Origin of the sequence: Rheinheimera baltica (assembly GCF_030731985.1) — a bacterium.
In the GTDB taxonomy this organism is placed as follows: Bacteria; Pseudomonadota; Gammaproteobacteria; order Enterobacterales; family Alteromonadaceae; genus Alishewanella; species Alishewanella baltica.
Window position 1 is genome coordinate 1 of sequence record NZ_JAPJDY010000016.1, and the last position, 21,349, is coordinate 21,349.

Below are 21,349 nucleotides of genomic sequence, written 5' to 3' on the forward strand. Positions count from 1 at the left end.
GCAAAAGACAGCGGCAGAGGCCGGTCGTGGTCACAGGTTGGAATGAGCACCTGCTGAGCCTGGTCGGCCTGGGCAATTAGCAGGGCCTGGCGGGCAATGGTGTTGTGTTCAAAAATATCTTTAATTTTTAAGCACACGGAAAACTGTTGGTTCAGGGTACTGACAAGGCGGGTCAGTAGTAGTGAATGACCACCCAGAGCAAAAAATGACTGGTCAGCGCCGGGGTGTTCAATGCCAAGCAATGTTTGCCAGATGTTGGCGATAGCCAGTTCAGTCTCAGTTTCAGGCATTGTTTTTTGAACTACAGTCGCATCGCCTGCCGGCAGATTCTTTCTGTCCACCTTGCCACTGGCTGTCAGGGGTAGGAAGTCCAGTACGATGACATGATCTGGTTGCATATAATCTGGCAGGCTGGCCTGTAACCGTTGCACCACACTTTGCTGTAGTTGGCCGCTGGCCATTGCTGCCACATCTTCGGCTACAACATAAAGCAGTAGTGATTGGCTCTGCTTCGGATCCCGGATCAGAGCCAGGGCCTGCTTAACGCCTGCTGTTTGCAAGGCTTGCTGTTCAATCTCACCCGGTTCAACCCGAAAACCACGAATTTTAAGCTGGTGGTCGACCCGACCCATAAAGACCAGATTACCATCTGGCAGACGCCTGACTAAGTCACCGCTGCGGTACAATCGCTCACCGTTGACAAAAGGATTGGCGATAAACTTTTCCGCCGTAAATTCAGGGTTATTCAGATATCCTTTGGCTAGTCGCATACCACCAATACATAATTCACCCAATGCTCCCGGTGGTGCCAGCTGTTGCTGTTCGTTTAACACGTACAACCTTACATTATCCATTGCCCGCCCCAGCGGAACCTGGTGCTCCAGGTGAGATAAGTTAGTACTAACGTCGAACATGACACAGCCAACGACCGTTTCTGTCGGGCCATAATGGTTATAAATCTGACTATTTGGAAACTGTTGTTGTAGCTGTCGCGCCAGTTTCAGCGGAAATTCGGAACCACCTATTACCATAACGTGCTGATTTGTGCAGTTCTGGTCTTCTGGAAGTAAGCTGAGCAATCCCTGAGCATGTTCTGGTGTCATGCGTAATAAATAGTGATGACTGCATTGCTTTAGTTCATCGGCGATATCATCCAGTTGCCATTGAGCAGGGAGCAGATTAACTTCTCCTCCAGTCAACAGCGGCAGGTAAAGGCTGGGAATGCTCAGATCAAAACCGTGCGACGTTAGTACCATCGAGCCCTGCAGCTGACTAGTGAAATAGTGGTCTATGCCATGCTGCAAGTATGTCATCAACGCCCGGTGAGTTACCTCGACACCTTTAGGCTGACCGGTTGAACCCGATGTATATATTATATAGGCGGTATCATCTGGCTGACAGCAGGCAGTGTCTGGTGCTGTAGCTGGATATTCCGTTAGCCAGCTTTCGTCCAGCACGTCATCCATCTGCAGTACGTCAATACCGGCAACTGGCAGGTTCGGCAGCAACGAGGATTGCACTAACACCAACGTGATGTCTGCATCCTGGATAATGTGGCTTAAGCGATCCTTGCTGTTTTTGGGTTCAAACGGGACATAACACAAACCGGCCCGTAATGCGGCCAGCATCGACACCATAAAATGGATGGAACGCTCGAAATATAGACCAACGCGGTCACCTGGCTGCATGCCATCTTCTTGCAGATAGTGAGCCAGGCGGTTGGTTTTTTCCTGTAATTGTAGATAGGTCAGTTGCTGTTCCTGACATCGCAGCGCTATCGCTTGTGGACACGCTTGTGCATAAGCATCCAGTTTGGCTAGGACATGCTGCTCAAGTGCTACTTCGGTGGTGCTCATTTGCGCTGCTGAGAGTAACTGCCGCTTGGCGGCTTCCGGTAGCAATGCCAGCTGCTGAATGTTTTGCTCTGGGGTGGTAACAATAGCTGACAGCAACTGATGAAGGTGCTGATCAAAGACCCGGATGGTTTCAGGCTCAAACAGGTCGGCACAATAAGTCCAGGTAGCTTGTAACCCGGTCGCATTTTCTTCCATTGCCAGGTGAATATCGTATTTGGCAACTTTAAAGTCATAGTCAAAAGGAGCAACGGTCAGATCCGGCAATGATACTTCACGCTGGCTGTTGTTTTGCAACACAAACATAATCTGGTAGAGCGCAGCATAACTATTGCTGCGTGCCGGCTGTAGTTTGTCCACCAGCATGTCAAACGGTACGTGCTGATGTTCGTAAGCATCCAGTGTCATTTTTTTAGTGCGCGCCAGCAAGTCGGTAAACGCGGGATTACCAGACAAGTCGTTTCGCAATACCAGCGTATTTAGAAAACAACCGATCAATGGAGTGAGTTCTGCCTGGGTACGGTTTGCAATCGGGGTTCCAAGCACAATGTCATGGTTGTTAGAGAAGCGCGATAACAATAGACTGAAAGCAGCTTGCAGCGTCATGAACAGGGTTACATCGTGAGCTCGGCTTAGTTGTTGTAACGCATTGCACAAGGTTGCATCAAGTTGTGAAATATGGACAGCGCCGCGAAAAGATTGTTGCTTAGGCCGCGGGGTATCTGGTTGCAAGCTGTGTAAACCGGGTAAATCGGCCAGTTGCGCGCGCCAGTAGTCCAGTTGTCTGGTCAATTCCTGGTCTTGCAGCCACTCCCGCTGCCAGCAGGCATAATCTGCATATTGAATTGCCAGCGGCGGTAACGGGTTGTCCAGCCCTTGATGAAAGCTATGATACAACGTAATAAATTCTTCGCTTAACACACCCATAGACCAGCCATCCGAGGCAATATGGTGCATATTGAGTAGTAAAATATGGCTTTGATCAGACCATTTTATCAAGGTAACCCTTAACAAGATGTCCTGGCTGAGATCAAAAGGTTGACTGGCGTCTTGTATGGCTATGTCTCGACTGCGTTGCTGGGCGTCAGGCTCGCTCAGGGAACTGAAGTCGACGTATCGCACCGGAACCGAACTGGCAGGTTGCACCTGTTGCAATGGCTGGCCGTCTTCGTCAGTAAGGTAACAGGTCCGCAAAATATCATGCCGGCTTAGAATGCAATCCATCGTTTGTTGCAGCAGATTCCGGTCAAAATCACCGCTTAGCGTCAGTGCAAACAACATATTGTACTGGTGCCGGTTTTCTTCAAGTTGATCAATGAGCCAAAGTCGTTGCTGGGCAAAAGAAAGAGGTGCCGGACCGGAATTCCGACGTTTAGTTATCTGCAGTTGCGATTGTTGTTGGCGCTGACGAATATAGGCTTTGATGGCTTCTTTGTGCGTTTTCAGCAGAAGTCTGTTAGGCTCGTCTAGCTTGCTCAAGTCTCCTTTCAGGATCAGTTTCTGATCCGCTTCCAACGAAAAATTGATGCCTAGCTTAACAAGAGAAAGCAGCAGCGCCTTGATATCGTCATTGTGCATAATCGTATCTTCTTTTGGGCCCCGGTCAGGTAACAGACTCTTGGAACGACTCTGATTCCTCGCCTTAGGCGACTTTGGGTGGCAGGTAGCATCGGTTGCTCCGTTTATGCTTTAAGCTTGCGTATCAGCCAGAATACAGGCTCAAAGATCAGGAACTGTAATTGCACCTTGCCAGCGTTTTTAAACACCTGTGCAAGCTCTGTATTGCAGGCTTGGCTAAGTAAGTGCTTCAGTTCAAGCCATCTGGAACCGACCTTGTTTTTTACAAAGCGGCCCAAAAAACCTAATTCACCACATTGTTCAAGGGTGTTGGCGTATTCTAGGTGCAGCAAAGCACTGAATTCATCCTGCGAAATTTCATAGGTCTGATAGCCTGCGCGAAAGCGAACGCCGGCAGCACCTTTGCCGTCAAACAGCGTAATGCGCCGAATACAGCAAAACAGGTACACCAGATGCTCTGCTTCATCACCAATTAACTGTTGGACTTGCTTGCGTTTATGCAAGGCAACCGGTTGTTTGGTAAAACCATCGGTGCCATAAACACTGTGAAACAATCCAGCTAGGCAGAGGCTCTCTGGCAGTTGCCAGCGCTGTAGAATGTCATGGGTCCCTTGTAAATGTGTCAGCAGGTCACGTCCAGAATGGGAGATGTCCTGCGCTTCATGTTCTCGCAAAAAAGCAATGCGTTGTTGCGTGGAAACAGTAGGTTGTAGATTAATCATTAGAGTATCCTTGGCATTTGCTGGCCACAGTACAGGCTGCGGCCAGGTAGTTGTCTCGATTAAGGGTTACAGCTCCCATTCTTCGCTGTTGTCACCGTCGGTGGTCTGGCCAATACCAATCCCCTGATTCAATTGGGTTTCGCTGTCGATATAAGACGCCAGCTGACCAACCGTTTGCAGGCTGAACAATGTTTTAATGGGAATATTCAGGTTAAAGGTCTGGCGAATTTCAGAAATAAGTCGGGTGACCAAAAGAGAATGGCCGCCAATTTCAAAGAAATTGTCATCGATGCCCACCTGTTCCAGACCGAGCAAGTGCTGCCACATTTGGCATAATTGCAGTTCGACGTCGGTTTTTGGCGCAATATAAGCGTGTTGTAGCTGAGAAAAATCAGGGGCCGGCAGCGCACTTTTATCAATTTTTCCATTGCCGTTTAGCGGTATGTGCGACAGCACGGTATATGCCGATGGCAGCATAAACTGTGGCAGCTGTTGCTGTAACATCGACTTGAGGCTCAGTAGTAACACATCTTGTTGTACTGCTTTTTTCGTGGTGATATAGGCAACCAGACGCTTATCGCCTGACGGTGCATCTATCGCCATCACCAGTGCTTGCTGAATCTGGTCGTGAGCCTGCAAGTGGTGCTCTATTTCACTGAGCTCGATCCGATAACCGCGGATCTTCACCTGTTCGTCGACGCGGCCAACGAAGGCAATCTGGCCATCAGGCAGGAAACGTACCAAATCCCCTGAACGGTACATCAGGCTATTTCTCTGTCCGGGTTCCGGCAGGAATTTGCTGGCCGTAAGCTCAGGCTGATTCAGGTAACCTTTGCCGACACGATCCCCTGCAATACAAAGTTCTCCCACCGCTCCTACCGGAACCGGCCGTTGCTGAGCGTCGAGAATATACAACCTGGTGTTGCGAGCTGGCAGGCCAACAGGTACCTCAACGTGGTGTTCCTGCAGTTGGGCAAGATCGAAGATGCTAGCGATAATGGTTGTTTCAGTTGGCCCGTAGGTATTGAAGGCTGTAACCTGCGCGCCAAGCTGCGTGTGCCAAAGCTGCGCAGCATGGCGGTTCATCGCCTCCCCACCTACAGTAACGGTCCGCAACAGCGTTTCTCTGGCCATGATCAGACTGTCGTCGGTACACAACTGGTGCCAAAACGCGGTGGGTAGGCAGATAACCGAGATGTCGTGCTGTTTAATAAATGCCCAAAAGCTGAGTCCACCAGCCATGACTGCATCATTCCGCAGGATCAGAGTGCCGCCACTGAACAAAGATGCACTCAGTTCCTCTACAAACATGTCAAAGGAGACTGATGAGAACTGCAAGACTCGGTCTTCAGCGGAAATGGCATAATCCTGCCGAATGATTTCGCGGTAGGACATGATATTCCGCTGGCTTATCATTACGCCTTTGGGTTTGCCAGTCGAGCCTGAGGTGTAAATCACATACATCAGGTCTTCCGGGGTAACGATGGTGTCAAGCGGCAGTTCAGACAGCAATCCGGTTTGTGCCAGCAAGACTTCATCGTCACAACAAAGGCAAGTGACAGCCAGTTCACTGAATCGCGCTAACAGCTGTTGTTCGGTTAGTACCAGGCTGATAGCGGCATCATTGACCATATGGTCAATGCGGCTTTGTGGGTAATCAGGATCGATCGGCAGGTAGGCGCCACCAGCCTTCAGAATGGCCAGTAATGCGATCAGCATTTGTGTATTGCGGTTCATACACAAGCCCACCAGCGAATTTGCAGTGACGCCCTGCGCTCGCAGATGGTGTGCCAGCTGGTTTGCCATGCAATCAAGCTGCTGGTAACTGAGACTGGTTTCATCCTGCACCAGCGCCACCTTATGCGGAGTAGAGGCGGCATATTGTTCAAACAGCTGATGGGCACACAATGACTCAACATAAACTGCCTGAGTGTCATTCATCAGGTCAACCTGAACCTGCTCCGGACTTGGTAAGCGAAATAGCTGTGTCAGTGGGGTTGCCTGGTCTTGTAGAATACTTTGCAGTAACTGCACGAACTGACGCCCCATCGATGCGATCGTGGTTTCGCAGAATAAATCGCTGCAGTATTCCCAGCTCAGGTATAAGCCCTGTTCAGTCTCCTCAGCATTCAGACTCAGATCGAATTTGGCCACAGGTTCGGTCTGTTGTACCGGGCTTAACTGCAGCCCTGGCAGTTGCATATCACCAAGATCGTTGTTCTGTAAAGAGAACATGACCTGAAATAACGGCGTATGGCTTAAACTTCGTTCAGGCTGCAAGGTTTCAACTAACATCTCAAATGGGACATCCTGATGAGCGAATGCTGCCAGGGTATGGCTCTTCACCTGTGCCAGTAAACTGGTGAAGTTAGGGTTGGCTGAGAGGTCGGTCCGCAGCACCAGTGTGTTGACAAAAAAGCCGATGAGATGTTCTGTTGCTTGCTGCCTGCGATTAGCTATTGGTGTGCCAACCACGATGTCATGCTCATTACTATAACGGGACAACAAGGCCGCAAATGCCGCTTGCAGGGTCATAAACAGAGTGGCGTCATGCTTGCGACTGAGAGCTTTCAATTGTTGAGTGAGGCTTAAGTCCAGCTGGCTGGAGACCGCGGCACCTCGGATGCTTTGGATTTCCGGGCGTCTTTTATCCAGAGGTAAACTATGTACTTGCGGTAATTTTGCCAGTTGGTGGGTCCAGTAATCTAACTGTTTTTGAATGGCCGTAATTTGTTGTGGTTGCTGCTGCCAGTAAGCAAAGTCTGCATATTGCACAGGTAATGCTGGTAACGCTGATGTGGTGCCGGTACTAAAACTGCGATAGAGACTGGAGAATTCCCGGATCAGTACGCCAATCGACCAACCGTCAGCTGCAATATGGTGTAGTGTCAACAACAAGGTATAACGCTGCTCACTTTGTTGGACCAGGAGAACCCGTAGCATCAGATCACGGTTGAGGTCAAAGCTGCGTTTCGCGTTTTGCTCCAGCAGTTGCTGGGTTTTATTGTCCTGTTCCGCACCCGACAGGGGTTGCAGGTCAATGATATCTATAGGAACGCTGGTGACAGGCTGGATCTTTTGCACCGCAATACCTTGATCATTGAGGGCATAGCAGGTGCGCAGGATTTGATGACGTTCAACAATCGTTTGCAATGCCCGCTGCAGCGCCAGTAAATCTAACTTACCTGCGAGTTCAAAGGCAATTGGCATGTTGTACTGCTCACTGCCTGGATCCAGCTGGTCAACAAACCAGAGGCGGTGCTGAGCAAATGACAGCGGCAGTTCGGTCATTGTCGCCGCAACGGCGCTGATTTGATTGTCATAACCGCTGCGGGTTTGCGTGTCGATCAGACGGGCCTGATCAAATAGCTGCGGATGTCCGAATAAATCGGTGATGCTAACCTGTACCGAAAATTGTTGCGAGATGGCAAATTCAAGCCTAACCGCAGTGAGTGAATTTCCGCCCAAATCATAAAAGTTGTCGTTGGCATTTACTTGCTCCAAGGCCAGGAGTTCACACCAGATCTGCGCAAGGCGAAGCTCTGTGTCGCTTTGTAAGCAAGTCCGATTCTCAGCTGTCGAATCTGTCAGTTGCGGCAGTAATTCCTGCCGGACCTGGCCGTCCCGATCCCGCTCTATACCGGGCACCACAGCAATAGCCTGTGGCTGCCAGGCATAAGACAAACGACTCGCCAGACAGTCTCTGACAAAAGCGCGCAGCGTGTGTTCTTCATAATCCGGCTCATTGGCGACGACATAAGCAAACAGCTGATTTTTTTCCTGATCCAGCATCAGAAAAGCATCACTTATCACTGGTTGCAGCAATAAAATATCTGTCGCCTGCTGTAGACTGGCGACGACACCGCCGAGACTCAACATGTCTTTGCAGTGAGCGATAAACGTTAGCTGGTTATACTGGTTCTTTTTCACCAGAAGACCAGTACGGTAAAGCTGACGGTCGAGCAGACAGATATCGGTACTTGTTACATCGTGACATGGCGCAAACCGATCCGCTGCTAAAGTTAACTGCGGGCTTGCTGTTACAAAGAGCTCTCCATATTGATCGTAACTGACAGCCTGATATTGCCGATTAAGCACATGCAGACCCAGTTGCGTCAGGTTCGACGGGGCGGACGCTAGCGCAAGTTGTAGCGCAGCGTCGCACTGCAACTGATGTCCTGTTTTGATGATGGCGTGTTGCTCAGCATCGAAAAAAGGCAAGTCGGACAAGTTATCTGCCGTAGCAAAGCTGGACAGGATTAAAACAAAGTGCTCCAGTAAGGCTGATACCGCCGTCGAATTAAACTGTTCAGCGCGGTAGCCTAGGCGGCAGGTCAGTTGGTTGTTAAGACTGATGCTAAGGGTCAGTCCATAGTTGGTCTGTTCATCGCCGCCTGCATCGCTGAGTTGCAGGGCATGCTGTTGTATATTGTCATTCAGCGCCTCTGCCAGCGGCAGGTTGTTAAATGCAATTAAGGTATCAAACATAGCCATACGGCTGTTCATGCGACTTTGTTTTTGGATATCCGGTAGTGGCACATAACTGTAGCGAACTCGCTCCAGACTTTGTTTTTGAATGCCTTGCAGCCAGTGTTGCAGCGATTGCCCGCGCTGAATACTGACCCGAACCGGCAAGGTATTAATAAACAGGCCGGCAATATGCTCAACCTGGTCCAATTCAGCCGGACGACCTGCGCTGGTTTCACCAAAGATCACCTGCTCATCACCGCTATAGCGGTGCAGCAGATAAGCCCAGGCGGCCTGAATTAGCGTGTTCGGCGTTACCTGGTACTTTTGCGCCGACTGCAATATTGCTGCGGTGGCATCAGGGACCAAAGTGCGGGTCAACTGGCGAGGGCCAAAACCCTCGTTGTGTTGCGAGAACTGTTCCAGATCCAGCGCTGTGGGATGAGCCAGTTCACCCACTTCATGCTGCCAGTACGTTAAGGCTTGTGTCATATCCTGTTGTTGCAGCCATGCCAAATAGTGCTTGTAGGGGGCATAAGATAATGTGGCATGTTTGCCCTGTAGCAGTGCTTGATAGCAGGTCATCACATCATTAAGAATCAATGGTTGTGACCAGGCATCCATCAGCGCGTGGTGATATGTCAATAAAATTTTGGCTTGTTGTGGTGCGAGGCGAAATAACGCAACTCGGATCAGACTGGGTTTATCCAGTTCGAAACCTGCCTGTTTATCGTCATGCATAAATTGCCGGTAGTGCTTGTCGAGCTCTACAGAGGACAAATGCTGCCAGTCAATCAGTTGCCAGTTGAACTGCCCTTCACTAACCAGTAACTGATGAAAATCGCTGCCAACAAAGGCAGTACGGAAAATGTCTTTCTGCGCTAAGACCTGCTGCCATGCCTGGGCAAATAGTTCAATGTTCAGCTCGCCATTCAGGCTAAAGTCTATTTGAGTCACATAAGCACTTTTTTCCAGCCGGCTATGAAACAACAATCCGCGTTGCAGGCTGCTTGACGGATACAGATCGCACATGGTAGGAAATTGCTGTTGCAGTTCGCTTATTTGTGTCTGACTGATGTTCAGCAACGGGAAGTCGCTGGGGGTAAATTGCGCTGTGACACGTTGTTGGCAATGCTGCAGAATGTCCAGCAAGGCTTGCCGAATATGGTTCATCAGCTGTTGCACCTGCGCAGCATCGAAGCTTGCGCTGTTATAGCCCAGGGTGACGTGGCAGCAGCCCTGATTCACCAGGCTGGTGCAACTGAACTGATGCATTCGTTGTCGGTTTGGACTGACATTGGCTCCGCTGTTAAGGCGACTAAAGCTAAATGCGCCTTGCTCCTGTTGCTCGTCAAACTGGCCAAGATAGTTAAACAGGATCGCCGATTCATTGCCCTGGCATTGTTTAACCAGTTCAGCGTCTTCGGTTAGCTGACGCAGCAAGCCAAAGCCCAACCCTTTTTGCGGTACTGCACGGCAGAGCTCTTTGATTTGCATAATAGTTGAAGCGGGATCGGAGTCCTGCCAGTCGTCTACTTTTAAGGTCAGTGGATACAGGCTGGTAAACCAACCCAGGGTATCGCTGATATCCAGTTGATCGGCGATATGCTCGCGGCCATGGCCTTCCATATCAATCCGGAATGCGGTGTTGCCACACCAGGTTCTGAGCCCCCGATACAGCGCGCTTAACAGCAATTCGTTGATGTCGGTGTTGTAAGCCTGATGACAACGAGTTAGCAATGTTTCGGTTTCCTGCTCAGTCAGGCTGAAACTGATGTCCCGGCTCATGGCAACTCGGTTATCGGTTACTGCCGGGTTTTGCTCAGTGATAGGCGGTACGGGTTTGCGCAGTTCTGCCAACCAATATTCCCGTTGTACCTGCACTGCTCCACTGGCAAGCTGTTGCAAGGCATGACTCCATTGCTGCAGCGAGGCGGTTTTATCGCCGAGCTGAACGGGCTGGCCGGTCTGTAGTTGTTGATACGCCAGTTGCAGATCACCGAGCAAGATACGCCAGGAAATACCATCAATAACCAGATGATGAATGGTCAATAAGATGTGTTGTTCGCCACTATTCTGCTGACGGAACAGACATGCCGCCAGCAACTGGCCTTGCTCTATATCGAGCCCATCTTTAACCACGGAGCCATGTTGTTGGAAAATTTGCTGGCACTGATCCTGGTCAGTTGCCTGGTATTCAAACAGACTGATACTGGTATCCGGCAGCGAGGCATTTAAAGACTGATACTCAGCCTGCCATTGTTCCTGTGAGCGGGTAAAACGCAGCCTTAGTGCATCGTGCCGCTGTAACACCGCCGTTAGCATCTGTCGTAGCATCGGGAGAGTTAATGCTTCAGGTGCTGCCAGCAATACCGATTGGTTGAAATAGGACCTGTCGGTGTTGTCCGGATCGTTAAGGAACCATTTCTGCATTGGCAGCAATGCTTGCATACCTTCACTGGGTTGCTGACAGGCATGTTGTGCCTGTTCTGCTTTGACATGCGGGGCCAGCGATTGAATGGTCTGATGCTCAAACAACTGCTGTGTGGAATACTTTAGCCCTTGTTTTGCACTCCGTGCTACCACCCGGATAGACAGAATTGAATCCCCGCCAACTTTAAAGAAATTATCGTTGATGCCAATTTGCGCTACACCTAACACTTGCTGCCAAATTTCACATAGCTGTTGCTCAATAATGGTTTCAGGCGCCCGGTACACTCCCTGTTGCTGCTGAATTTCGGTTGGTTTGGGTAGGGATTTGCGATCAATTTTGCCATTCGGGGTCAGTGGCATCTCCTGCATGCGGATAATGGCCGCCGGCACCATAAACTCAGGCAGTCTGACCCTGACATGAGATTGCAGCTGTTCATCCAGGCTGTCTGATTGCAAAGCATTGTTAATAACCAAATAGGCTAGTAACAGTTCGCCAGAGGCGACAACCACAGCTTGTTGTACCTGTGGATGACTCAGGTAGGCACTTTCAATTTCGCCGGGTTCAATGCGAAAACCTCGGATCTTGAGTTGATAGTCATCACGACCAAGGTAACGCAGCTGGCCGCTCGTCAGCCAGCTTACCAGATCGCCGGTTTTGTAAATTAGACCCGGTTCGCCCTCAACCGGATTGGCAACGAAACGCTCTTTGGTTAGTTGCTCCTGTTGGTGGTAACCAAGAGACACGCCGTCGCCACCGATATAGAGTTCACCAGGGGTGTTGGCAGGAACCATTTGCATTGATTCGTTCAAAACATAAAACCGGGTATTGGCCATTGGGCCACCAATCTGTACGTCGTTACCCGTGACTACTGAAATACTGCTCCATACTGTTGTTTCTGTAGGGCCATACATATTAAACACCTGGCCAGCTACGACGGATGTCAGGTCCTGAGCCAGCTCTCTAGACAGCGCTTCACCACCTACCAACAGTTGTTTTAACCCTTGCATAGCTTGGCGGATGTCAGTATCGGCTAGCATTTCCCGGGCATAAGAGGGGGTGCATTGCAAGTGAGATATTTGATGCTGACGGATAAGTGCGGCTTGATCCCAATGTACATGCAGACGTTTGGCCAGCAGCGCCTGTTGCGCCCGGAGCTGCCGCATTTTTTGCTGCAGTGTGGTGATGAAAGGCAGGTGAGCCAAAGTGGTTTTATGGTCGATGCCAAAATCAATCAAACAGCCAATTTCATCGACGCCAGCGTCAACCAACGCCTGCAGACGTTGCATGCAGGTATCCAGATCGCCAAACAGTGCACTGCTGTGGAAATAGCGGTTAAAAGCAATATCAAGCAAGGCATCCAGATCGCTGTCAAAATCCAGATCTAGCTCTTTCGCCAACGGTTGCAGCAAGCTAAGTGAATGACGCAGGTAGTTTTTAAACGGTTGTTCGACGATGTTTTTCACCGATGTCAGGTCATCGCCAATAAAGGTGTGCATCATCACTGCTACTTTTCCACTCTGCGGATCCAGACCGGCTGCAGCCCTGGCTTCGCGATAGATGGCGACTTTGTCTGCTAGTTCCTGCTGACTCTGCCCTAGCATGTGGGTAAGAATATGTGCTCCGGTTCTGCCCGCATAGCGGAACGTTTCCGGGTTTCCTCCGGCGGTGATCCATATCGGTAGTTCTGTTTGAACGGGTTGTGGGTGCAACTGTACGTCGATCGGTTTGCCAACCCCGTTGGTGCGGGTAATACTTTCCCCCCTCCACAAACGCTGCACTTGTTCGATACCTTGACACATAACGTCGAAGCGGTGCTGGAAATTATCCGGTGCCAGAACAAAATCGTTGGGGTGCCAACCTGACGCCATCGATAACTGTACCCGTCCTTTTGACAGGTTATCTACCATTGACCACTCTTCAGCAACTCGGATCGGATCGTGAAGTGGTAAAACGACACTACCCGAGTGAATGGTAATACGGCGGGTGACTGCAGCTACTGCGGCGGCGGCGACCGATGGATTAGGAAACTGATCACCGAAGCTGGCAAAATGACGCTCTGGGATCCAAACTCCTGCCAGGCCATTGGCGTCGGCAAATCGGGCACCTTCAAGTAGTAATTCGTATTTGTCGCCATTTGCCCCTGCTTCCTCTGCTGCAAAGTAAAACAGGCTGAAATCAAGGTTGCGATGTTCTTTCACAAGCTTGGGTCTTTCAGGCTGCAATACAACGGTATGGCCTTGGCACAAAGGCCAGAATAATTCCAAAACCGAGATATCGAAACTAATACTGGTAGAAGCCAGCCAGGTCGCCTGGTCGCCAGGTTGTCCCAGCTTGTCGGTCAGGCCGGCAAAAAAATTGGCTACATTCCGGTGCGACACCATGACCCCTTTGGGCCGTCCGGTTGAGCCTGAAGTATAAATCATGTACGCCATCGTATCGCTGGTCTGACTAAGTGGCAGATCGCTGCGCGATTCGTGCGACCAGCTGGTGAGTTGATCGACACAAATCTGCGTCAGAGCCTCAGGAGTGTCCAGTATTGGTAGTACATCGGACTGGCTGAGTACTGCCGTAGCACCTGAGTCTTCCAGCATATATTGCAGCCGGTCTACCGGATAACCTGGATCCAGCGGCAGATAGGCGGCTCCGGCTTTCCAGATGGCAAACAAGCTGATAAGCAGTTCAACGCTGCGTTCCTGACATACGGCTACAACGTCGCCAGGCTGCACGCCTCGGGCTTGTATATGATGCGCCAGCTGATTAGCACTTTGGTTCAGTTGCTGAAAAGTGAGACGCTGCTCGGCAAATATCAGTGCAGTAGCGTCCGGGGTTTGGCTGGCCATCTGTTCAAATTTGCGATGAATGTGTTGCTGTGGCTCGTATTCAAGCTGGGTCTGGTTGTGTTGCAGCAGCGCCTGGCGCTGACTCGGAGATAAAATATCAACCGCCGACAGATTTTGTTGTGGTGCTGTGATGAGGTGTTGTAACAATACTTCGTAAGACGCAGCCAAGGCGCTGATCGTCGATTCGGTAAAAATATCGCTATTGTATTCCCAGGTCGCCATAATGCCGTTTGGCCCAGCTTTCATACTCAGGCTAAGATCATATTTAGCAATTTGATGGCTGGCATGAACTTCTTTGATTGCCAAATCCGGCAATACCAGTTCCATGGTATCGTTGTTTTGCAGGGTGAACATAATCTGAAACAGCGGTGTATGACTCAGCGTGCGTTCCGGTTGTAGTACGTCTACAAGCATTTCGAATGGCAGATGCTGGTGTTCATATGCGTCTAGGATCAGTTGTTTGTTCCGTTGTAAGAATGCAGAGAAACTGATGTCCTGAGAAAAATCATGTCGTAGTACCAGGTTGTTGAGGAAAAAGCCCAGTAAATCAGATAAATCTGCGTGCGGACGATTGGCTATCGGCGTGCCTATTATCACATCTTTGGCGTTACTGTAGCGGGCTATCAGTAGCGAAAATGCACTTTCCAGCAGCATAAACAACGACACTCCCTGCTGTTTACTGAAGTGTTCCAGCGACTGACTCAGGCTGCTGCTTAGCGGATGTTGGTACAAACGTCCGGCGAAACTTTGTTTCATCGGTCGAGGCGCATCTAACGGCAGATCATGTAGGATCGGCAAGTTTTGCAGTTGCGTCTGCCAGTAAGACAGTTGTTGCTGCAAGTTGGCTCCTTGCAACCAGTTTCGCTGCCACTGGGCAAAATCGGCAAATTGAAGTGGCAGTTCGGCTAGAGGGTTAGGTTGTCCCTGACGAAAAGCTTGGTAAAGGGCGGTAAATTCGCGTGTTAACAAACTTAAAGACCAGCCATCGGCGGCAATATGATGCAAGGTGAACAGGATAATATGTTTACTGGCCGCCAGTTTCAGTAGCGTGACTCTGAGCATTATGTCGCGGCTCAGGTCAAACCTGGTTTGGGCTTCAAGCAGCGCCCGTTGCTGCACTTGTTGTTGCTGTTGTGAGCCTGAAAGGTCGGACAAACACAGTTCTTCGATGTGGAGGCGTGCGGCAGGCATCACGTGTTGCAAGCCCTGATCGTCAGCATCGTTCAGGTAACAGGTGCGCAGAATTTCGTGGCGCGCAAGAATTGTATCCAGAGTTTTCTGCAGTGCGGCTTTGTCGAGCTCGCCATTTAGCTCAAAAGCCAGCGGCATATTGTACTGACTACCGGCGTTGCCGAGCTGTTCGATGAACCACAGCCGTTGTTGTGAAAAAGACAGCGGTAAAGGTTGCGATTTATCTACGAGCGGGATCACCTCCGCCTTTTGCGTGGCACTGGCATCAATCAGTGCAGCCAGTGCTTGCAATGTTGTGTTGGCAAACATATCTCTGATGGTAAGGCGGGTGTCAAAACGTTGATTGATCTGAGTCAGAATTTTCATCGCCAGCAACGAATGGCCACCCAGCAGAAAAAAGTCGTCATGACGGCCGACCCGCGGCAGTGACAGCGCCTGTTGCCAGATCCCAGCCAGAGCCAGTTCACTGGCAGTATTTGGCGCCAGGTAGGGAACTTCAACTGCCTTGGCTGCCAGTTCACGCAAACTTTGCAGATCGACTTTGCCATTCGTCAGACGTGGAAATGCGTCCAGTGTGATGATCTGGTTTGGCAACATATAGTCCGGTAAAGCTTCCGTTAGCCGTTGCCGGATAGCCTCGCTGTCTGACGCATCAAGCACAAACAGATTTAATTGTTGGCTTTGTTTGTCAAACAAGCACTGAGCCTGACGTCCCAGGCCAGATTTTTCTACCAAACTGCTGATTTCGTTTAGCTCAACCCGGTAACCATTGCGTTTGATTTGATGGTCGATCCGCCCGAGAAAAAAGATATTGCCGTCCCACAATCGTTGGACCAAATCGCCACTTCGGTAATAAATGCGGCCACTTTGTGGCTCTGTAAAACAGCTTTTTTCCGTCAGTTCTGGGTTATTAAGATACCCTGAGAACAAACAGGGACCCGCTATACAGAGTTCGCCAGTTTCGCCGATGTCTACAGGCTTTCCCGCGCGGTCAATCACTAAATAGTGTACGTTGTCAATTGGTAAGCCAATAGGGACAATATTTAGTGTCAGATTATTCGCTGGTTGGAAACAACTCGACACGACGCAGCATTCCGACGGCCCATACATATTTGTAACCGTGCAGCCGAGACGGTTTTTTACTTGATCAACCAGGGTGCTACTAAGGGCTTCACCGCCGAGGAAGCAGTGACGCAGTGCTGGAGTATCAATGTGCTCTTGACTGTCAAGGAAGGTTTTCATCAGCGATGGAACCATTTGGGCGACGCTGATGTGGTAGTCGGTCAGAACACGATTAAAAGCGTTTAGGTCGTAGATCATCTGCGTTGGGATGATGACCATATTAGCGCCTGCCAACAGTGCTGACCAATACCCACGAACTGAAGCATCAAAGCTGATGGAGGTGCTCTGTAATATATTGTCAGTCGGACCCAGATCAATGCTGTTTAGCATCCAGCTCATCAGGTTATTTAACGCTCTATGGCTGATTTTTACGCCTTTAGGTATGCCGGTTGAGCCTGACGTATAAAGCACGTAGGCCAGATTTTCTGCATCAATTTCAACTTTTGGTGCTGTGGTTTCGCACTGCGTGACGTCTAACTGGGAATAAATCTGTTCGCCATCAAAACCGTTGGCGCTGTCGGTAAAAACCAGTTTCACCCCAGCGTCGTCTAAAATGGATAACACACGGGCCTTGGGTAAATTTGTATCAAGGGGGACATAACAGGCGCCAGCCTTCAGAACCGCCAGCATGGCACAAATAAAGTCCGCGCTACGCTCCATGTGCAGAGCAACCCGGTCATTATCACCGATGCCTTGTGCACGAAGAGAATGCGCGATTTGGTTGGCCCTTTTGTCTAGTTCTTGCAAAGAGACCTGACGCCCTGCCACTTCCGTGATTTGTGCTTGATTACTGGCAATTTGTGCGTGATACCAGTCTAGGACATGATTATATTGTGCAGCTCTCACGTTGCCGCAAATGTGGGGGATCTGAACATCCTGCGTTATGCCCAGCCAGCGACACAACAGTTGCTTAACTTTACGACCAATCAGCGTAGCGGCAGAGGCATCCAGATCGCGCTGATTGTACTGCAGACGCAGTGTCAGTGAGTCTGCCTGTGTTACCAGTACAAAATGCAGACGACTGACGTCTATTGGCGCATTTAAGCGCGACAAACGGGCGCCTGGAACAGCATCAAGTGTAAGTTGACTAAACACAAAAGCATGGTTTTTTTCTGCCATTGTTGAGGGGCGCACGTAACACTCCAGGCAGGGCTGAGCCTGATTTTTAGCTGCTACCTCAGCACGCAGAGCAACTATCGCATCGGCTTTACCTTGCAAGGACGAAGGGTAAATCTGACTCATACAGCCGATCACATTGCTCAGTTCGTCCTGGCGTAAGTGTTCTCGTCGCGCCAGGATGGCCTGCTTATCCAGCCCGGTCAGATAGCTGCGTACCGCTGCCGTCACTACGTCGGCAAGTTCGGTCTGATGTTCGCGGCTAAATTGTAGTAATCCAGGCTGCAAAGCATCGAGATCAAGGTCATATTCCTGCCAGTCATCGCAAGTGTCGTCCTGATAACGAAACAACGGCAGGTTTTCCCGACAGTGCGCCTGATCGTCGAATCTATGCCAGAATTCCCGGGTCTGGGCAAGCTCGTCATCCTGTTGAATGTCATTTAGCCAACTGCTGACATCGGCATACAAAACCGGCTCAATCAGCCAGTCAGGTTCGGCTTCTTCTGCTGATAACAGATGGGAAAGCAATAAGCACAGGCTTTGTTGGTCGACCCAACTGACCGGTGCAGCAAGGCAAACCCAATATTCCTGCTCGGCGATCTGGCTGCTCTCCAGTACTATGCCGGACATTGCAGCTTGCGCAACCAGTTGCAGTCGTTCGGATTCCAGTTTGCTTATCATCGCAACGTCTTGATCGCGCCAATCTTGCTGCGTGAAGACCTGCGTCTTTGCCGCAGTAAGCCCGGCAGTCGTTGGGCACTGCAGTACAGAAAACCGAGCAATGATCTGCATTAAACGCTGCTGCAACAACTGGCTGCCTTGCGGCAGATGACAATAGACGGTGATCAGGCTAACCGCCGGTAAGGGGCTGTGTGTTGCGATCTGCAGCAGCGACGATTGGATCGGCGATAATAATGGGCGGTGACTGTTCATGTTTTTTTGTTCCTGTAATCTATTTTTAATCCGATCGCAGGCCCTGACAGGCCGTTGCGATCAGCGGCAATTATTGAGGGGTTCCGGATGTCGACTTGAAACGGTTGCGTAGGTCTTTCAGACGGTCCTGCACCTTGTGTTCAATCCACGAAAATCGGGCAATGGGTTGTGCCGGGTTGGTGCACATCTGCTGCAGTAAATGACTATAGCTTTCAGCTAGCTTCTGAATTCTTTCTGCGTCAAACAGACTGTCGGCATAAGTCCAGGCCATGCGGAGGCAACCATGTTCTTCAAAGGCACTAACCGATAAGTCACATTGGCTGATGTTTTGCGGCATGCTCAACTCGCGAATGCTGATATTCGGCAGGTTTAACGCCATTTGTTGATTGTTTTGCATGACAAACATGATCTGGAACACCGGATTGTGCTGCATACTTCGAGGGATCTGCAGGTTCTCTAGCAGCAGATCAAATGGCAGATCCTGGTGTTGGAAAGCGTCCAGTATCTCGCTTCTGCAGTTCGCCAGGTACTGCAGGACGGTCAAGTCAGGATTAATCTGATACCTGAAAGTCAGCGTATTAAGAAAACAGCCAATGAGATGTTCGCTATCCTTATGAGTTCGTCCGGAGATGGGACTGCCAATGACCAGATCTGTTTGTTGGCTATGGTGTGACAGCAACAGGGCAAACGCGCTTTGCAACAGCATAAACAAGCTACAATCTGTTGCAGCACACAGCTGTTTTATATCCTGCGTCAGCGCTTCGGGCAATTGCAACGACAGCTGGCTGCCACTGAACGACTGCACAGCGGGATAGGGACGATCCGTTGGCAGGGTATGAACAACCGGCGCGCCAGCCAGCTTACGTCGCCAGAAATTTAACCGAGCTATCAGGGTTTCGCCTTTTAGCTGCTGGTGCTGCCAGGCGCTGAAATCGGCAAACTGGATGGGTAAGGCGGGTAGGCTGACATCATTTCCCTGACAGAAATCCTGATACAAGGTGACGACCTCACGGCTGAGCAATGCAATGGACCAGCCGTCAGATGCGATGTGATGCATGCAGATAAACAAGACAAATTGATCATCAGTAAGTCGCAGTAACGCAGGTCGCAGCATCTCAGCAACGCTCAGGTCAAAGCTGCGGGCTGCTAAAAGCCCTGCTTGTTCTGCCAGTGCCGCTTGTTGTAATGCCACTGGGAGTGCTCGCAGGTCAGATGTTTCCATAACCAGAGGTGTTGGCTCGTTAACACATTGCAGCAGCTGATTATTTTCGTCAGCCGTATAGCTGGTGCGTAAGATCTGATGCCTTGTTATAACTTGTTCTAATGCCCATGTTAGGGCATTGGTATTGACCTGACCGGTCAATTCTAAAGCGGTAAACATATGGTATTGTTGACTTTTTCCGTCTAACTGATGCACGAACCACATACGTTGTTGACCAAAAGATGCCGGGTAGCGTCCGCCTGTGACGGCAGTGGCAATAATGTCGTGGGTGAGGGCATTGTCCGCGCCGTTTAACAACATAGCCATTTGCGCCAGCTGTGGACAGCGGAAGATATCGTTAACGGACAAATCCGCTTGTAGTTGTGTTTTTACGGCAAACTCAAGCCGCACCGCTGTCAGGGAGTTTCCGCCTAAATTAAAGAAGTTGTCTGTCGCACTCACGCTGTCCAGTGCCAGTAATTCGCACCAAAGTTGAGCAAGTTGGTGCTCCGCTTCATTAAGTGCTCTATCCAATTGGGGCTGTTGTTGAAGCGCCGGTAAACAGGCCTCGAGCACATTACCAGCTCCGTCACGTTCCAACTGGGTGAGTAACATAAAATGCTGCGGCCGCAACTTATCAGGCAGGCTCTGCGTGAGCTGTTCACAGATGCGTTGTGTCAGCGCGCTAAAGGCTTCGGTAGCGGCGTTGACGGCAATATAGGCGTGAGTGACAGTTTCCTTTGCATCCGCGACAAAGCGCAGATAACAGTCTTCAACATGAGGGCAATCAAGCATAGCCGTCAGGACGGTCAGAACGTCCTGACGGCTCCAATTAGCAGGGAGCTGCTGGGCCTGACCGAGCAATTGCACCTTGCACGAAGTCAGATATCTGGCCCATTGTCCGGTTTTTTGCCACTGACGACTGCCTTGATGACTGTGTAGGACATACAGACAACCAACAGCACCGACAGGAAGTGGTTGTAAGTTTACGTCCAAAACGGCATAAAGCTGGTCTTTTAAACGGGTTTGCCAGTAAACGGCGCATTCATCCAGACTTAGCTCGAAAGCGGGAAGATTGGCCGGTTCCTGCTCCCTCCACAAACTGATCTGCTGCACTGGTGTGTCAGGCGATGTGATCAGTTGAGACAGATATGCCTGAAATGATGTTGCCAGCATGTCGATAGTCGCTCGTTTGAACAAACTGGTGGCAAAAGCCCAGTTGAATGATAAACCATCCGGGAGCGGCTCGGCTATTAGCTCCAGATCATGCTTGATGTGATATTCATCCTGCACTAGGGGGGTTAACACCAGATCAGGCAGAGTCAGCTCAGCATGGTCGTTGTTTTGCAACGCGAAAACTATTTGTGAAACTGGCGCGTAGGCCAGATCCCGCATCGGTTGCAAACTGTCTACCAGGTTTTCAAATGGGGTATTCCGAAATGGAAAAGCTTGGATGGTGTCCTGCCGGTTTTGCTGTAATAGCTGCCGGAAGGTGGTGCTATTTGACAGCTGACAGCGAAAAATCTGGGAGTTGACGAAAAAGCCGATCAGTGGCGCTAACTGCTCGTGATGACGACCGGCTGCCGGAGACGTTAATACCAGGTCTTCGGTTCCACTCCAACGGTTCAGAAACGTCGCAATGGCTGATTGCAGCAACATAAACAAGGTAACGTGGTGCTGATTGGCAAATTGTTGCAAGCGGTTCAGTTCTATACTGTCGATGTTAAATGTGACAACCTCGCCAGCACTCTGATGTTGCGCCGGACGAACGAAATCGAGCGGCAGTTCATGGATCTGTGGTGCGCCATCGAGATATTCTCGCCAGTAACTGAGCTCCTTAGTCAGCGCCTGGTCATCCATGTTTGCGCGTTGCCAGACGGCGTAGTCGGCGT

General features: G+C 50.3%; 4 protein-coding genes. All 4 read right to left on the reverse strand.

Features of this window, described 5'->3' with window-relative positions; translation table 11 throughout:
- The coding region (locus ORJ00_RS18800; protein ID WP_306140540.1) for a non-ribosomal peptide synthetase at window positions 1-3,431 on the reverse strand (3,431 nt) is incomplete at its 3' end.
- A 104-nt stretch (window positions 3,432-3,535) separates the two neighbouring features.
- The gene (locus ORJ00_RS18805; RefSeq protein ID WP_306140541.1) at window positions 3,536-4,153 is read right to left on the reverse strand and encodes a DUF6817 domain-containing protein; all 618 of its coding nucleotides are present in this window, start codon (window positions 4,151-4,153) and stop codon (window positions 3,536-3,538) included.
- A 66-nt stretch (window positions 4,154-4,219) separates the two neighbouring features.
- Window positions 4,220-18,256: a non-ribosomal peptide synthetase gene (locus ORJ00_RS18810; RefSeq protein WP_306140542.1), complete on the reverse strand. Its 14,037-nt coding sequence runs from the start codon at window positions 18,254-18,256 to the stop codon at window positions 4,220-4,222.
- 70 nt (window positions 18,257-18,326) lie between these two features.
- Window positions 18,327-21,349, reverse strand: a 3,023-nt coding sequence (locus ORJ00_RS18815; RefSeq protein WP_306140543.1) for a condensation domain-containing protein, incomplete at its 5' end; no start/stop codon positions are given.

Coding starts and splice junctions, on each gene's coding strand:
- ORJ00_RS18805 (WP_306140541.1), bottom strand. CDS start 4,153: ATGATTAATCTACAACCTACTGTTTCCACGCAACAACGCATTGCTTTT.
- ORJ00_RS18810 (WP_306140542.1), bottom strand. CDS start 18,256: ATGAACAGTCACCGCCCATTATTATCGCCGATCCAATCGTCGCTGCTG.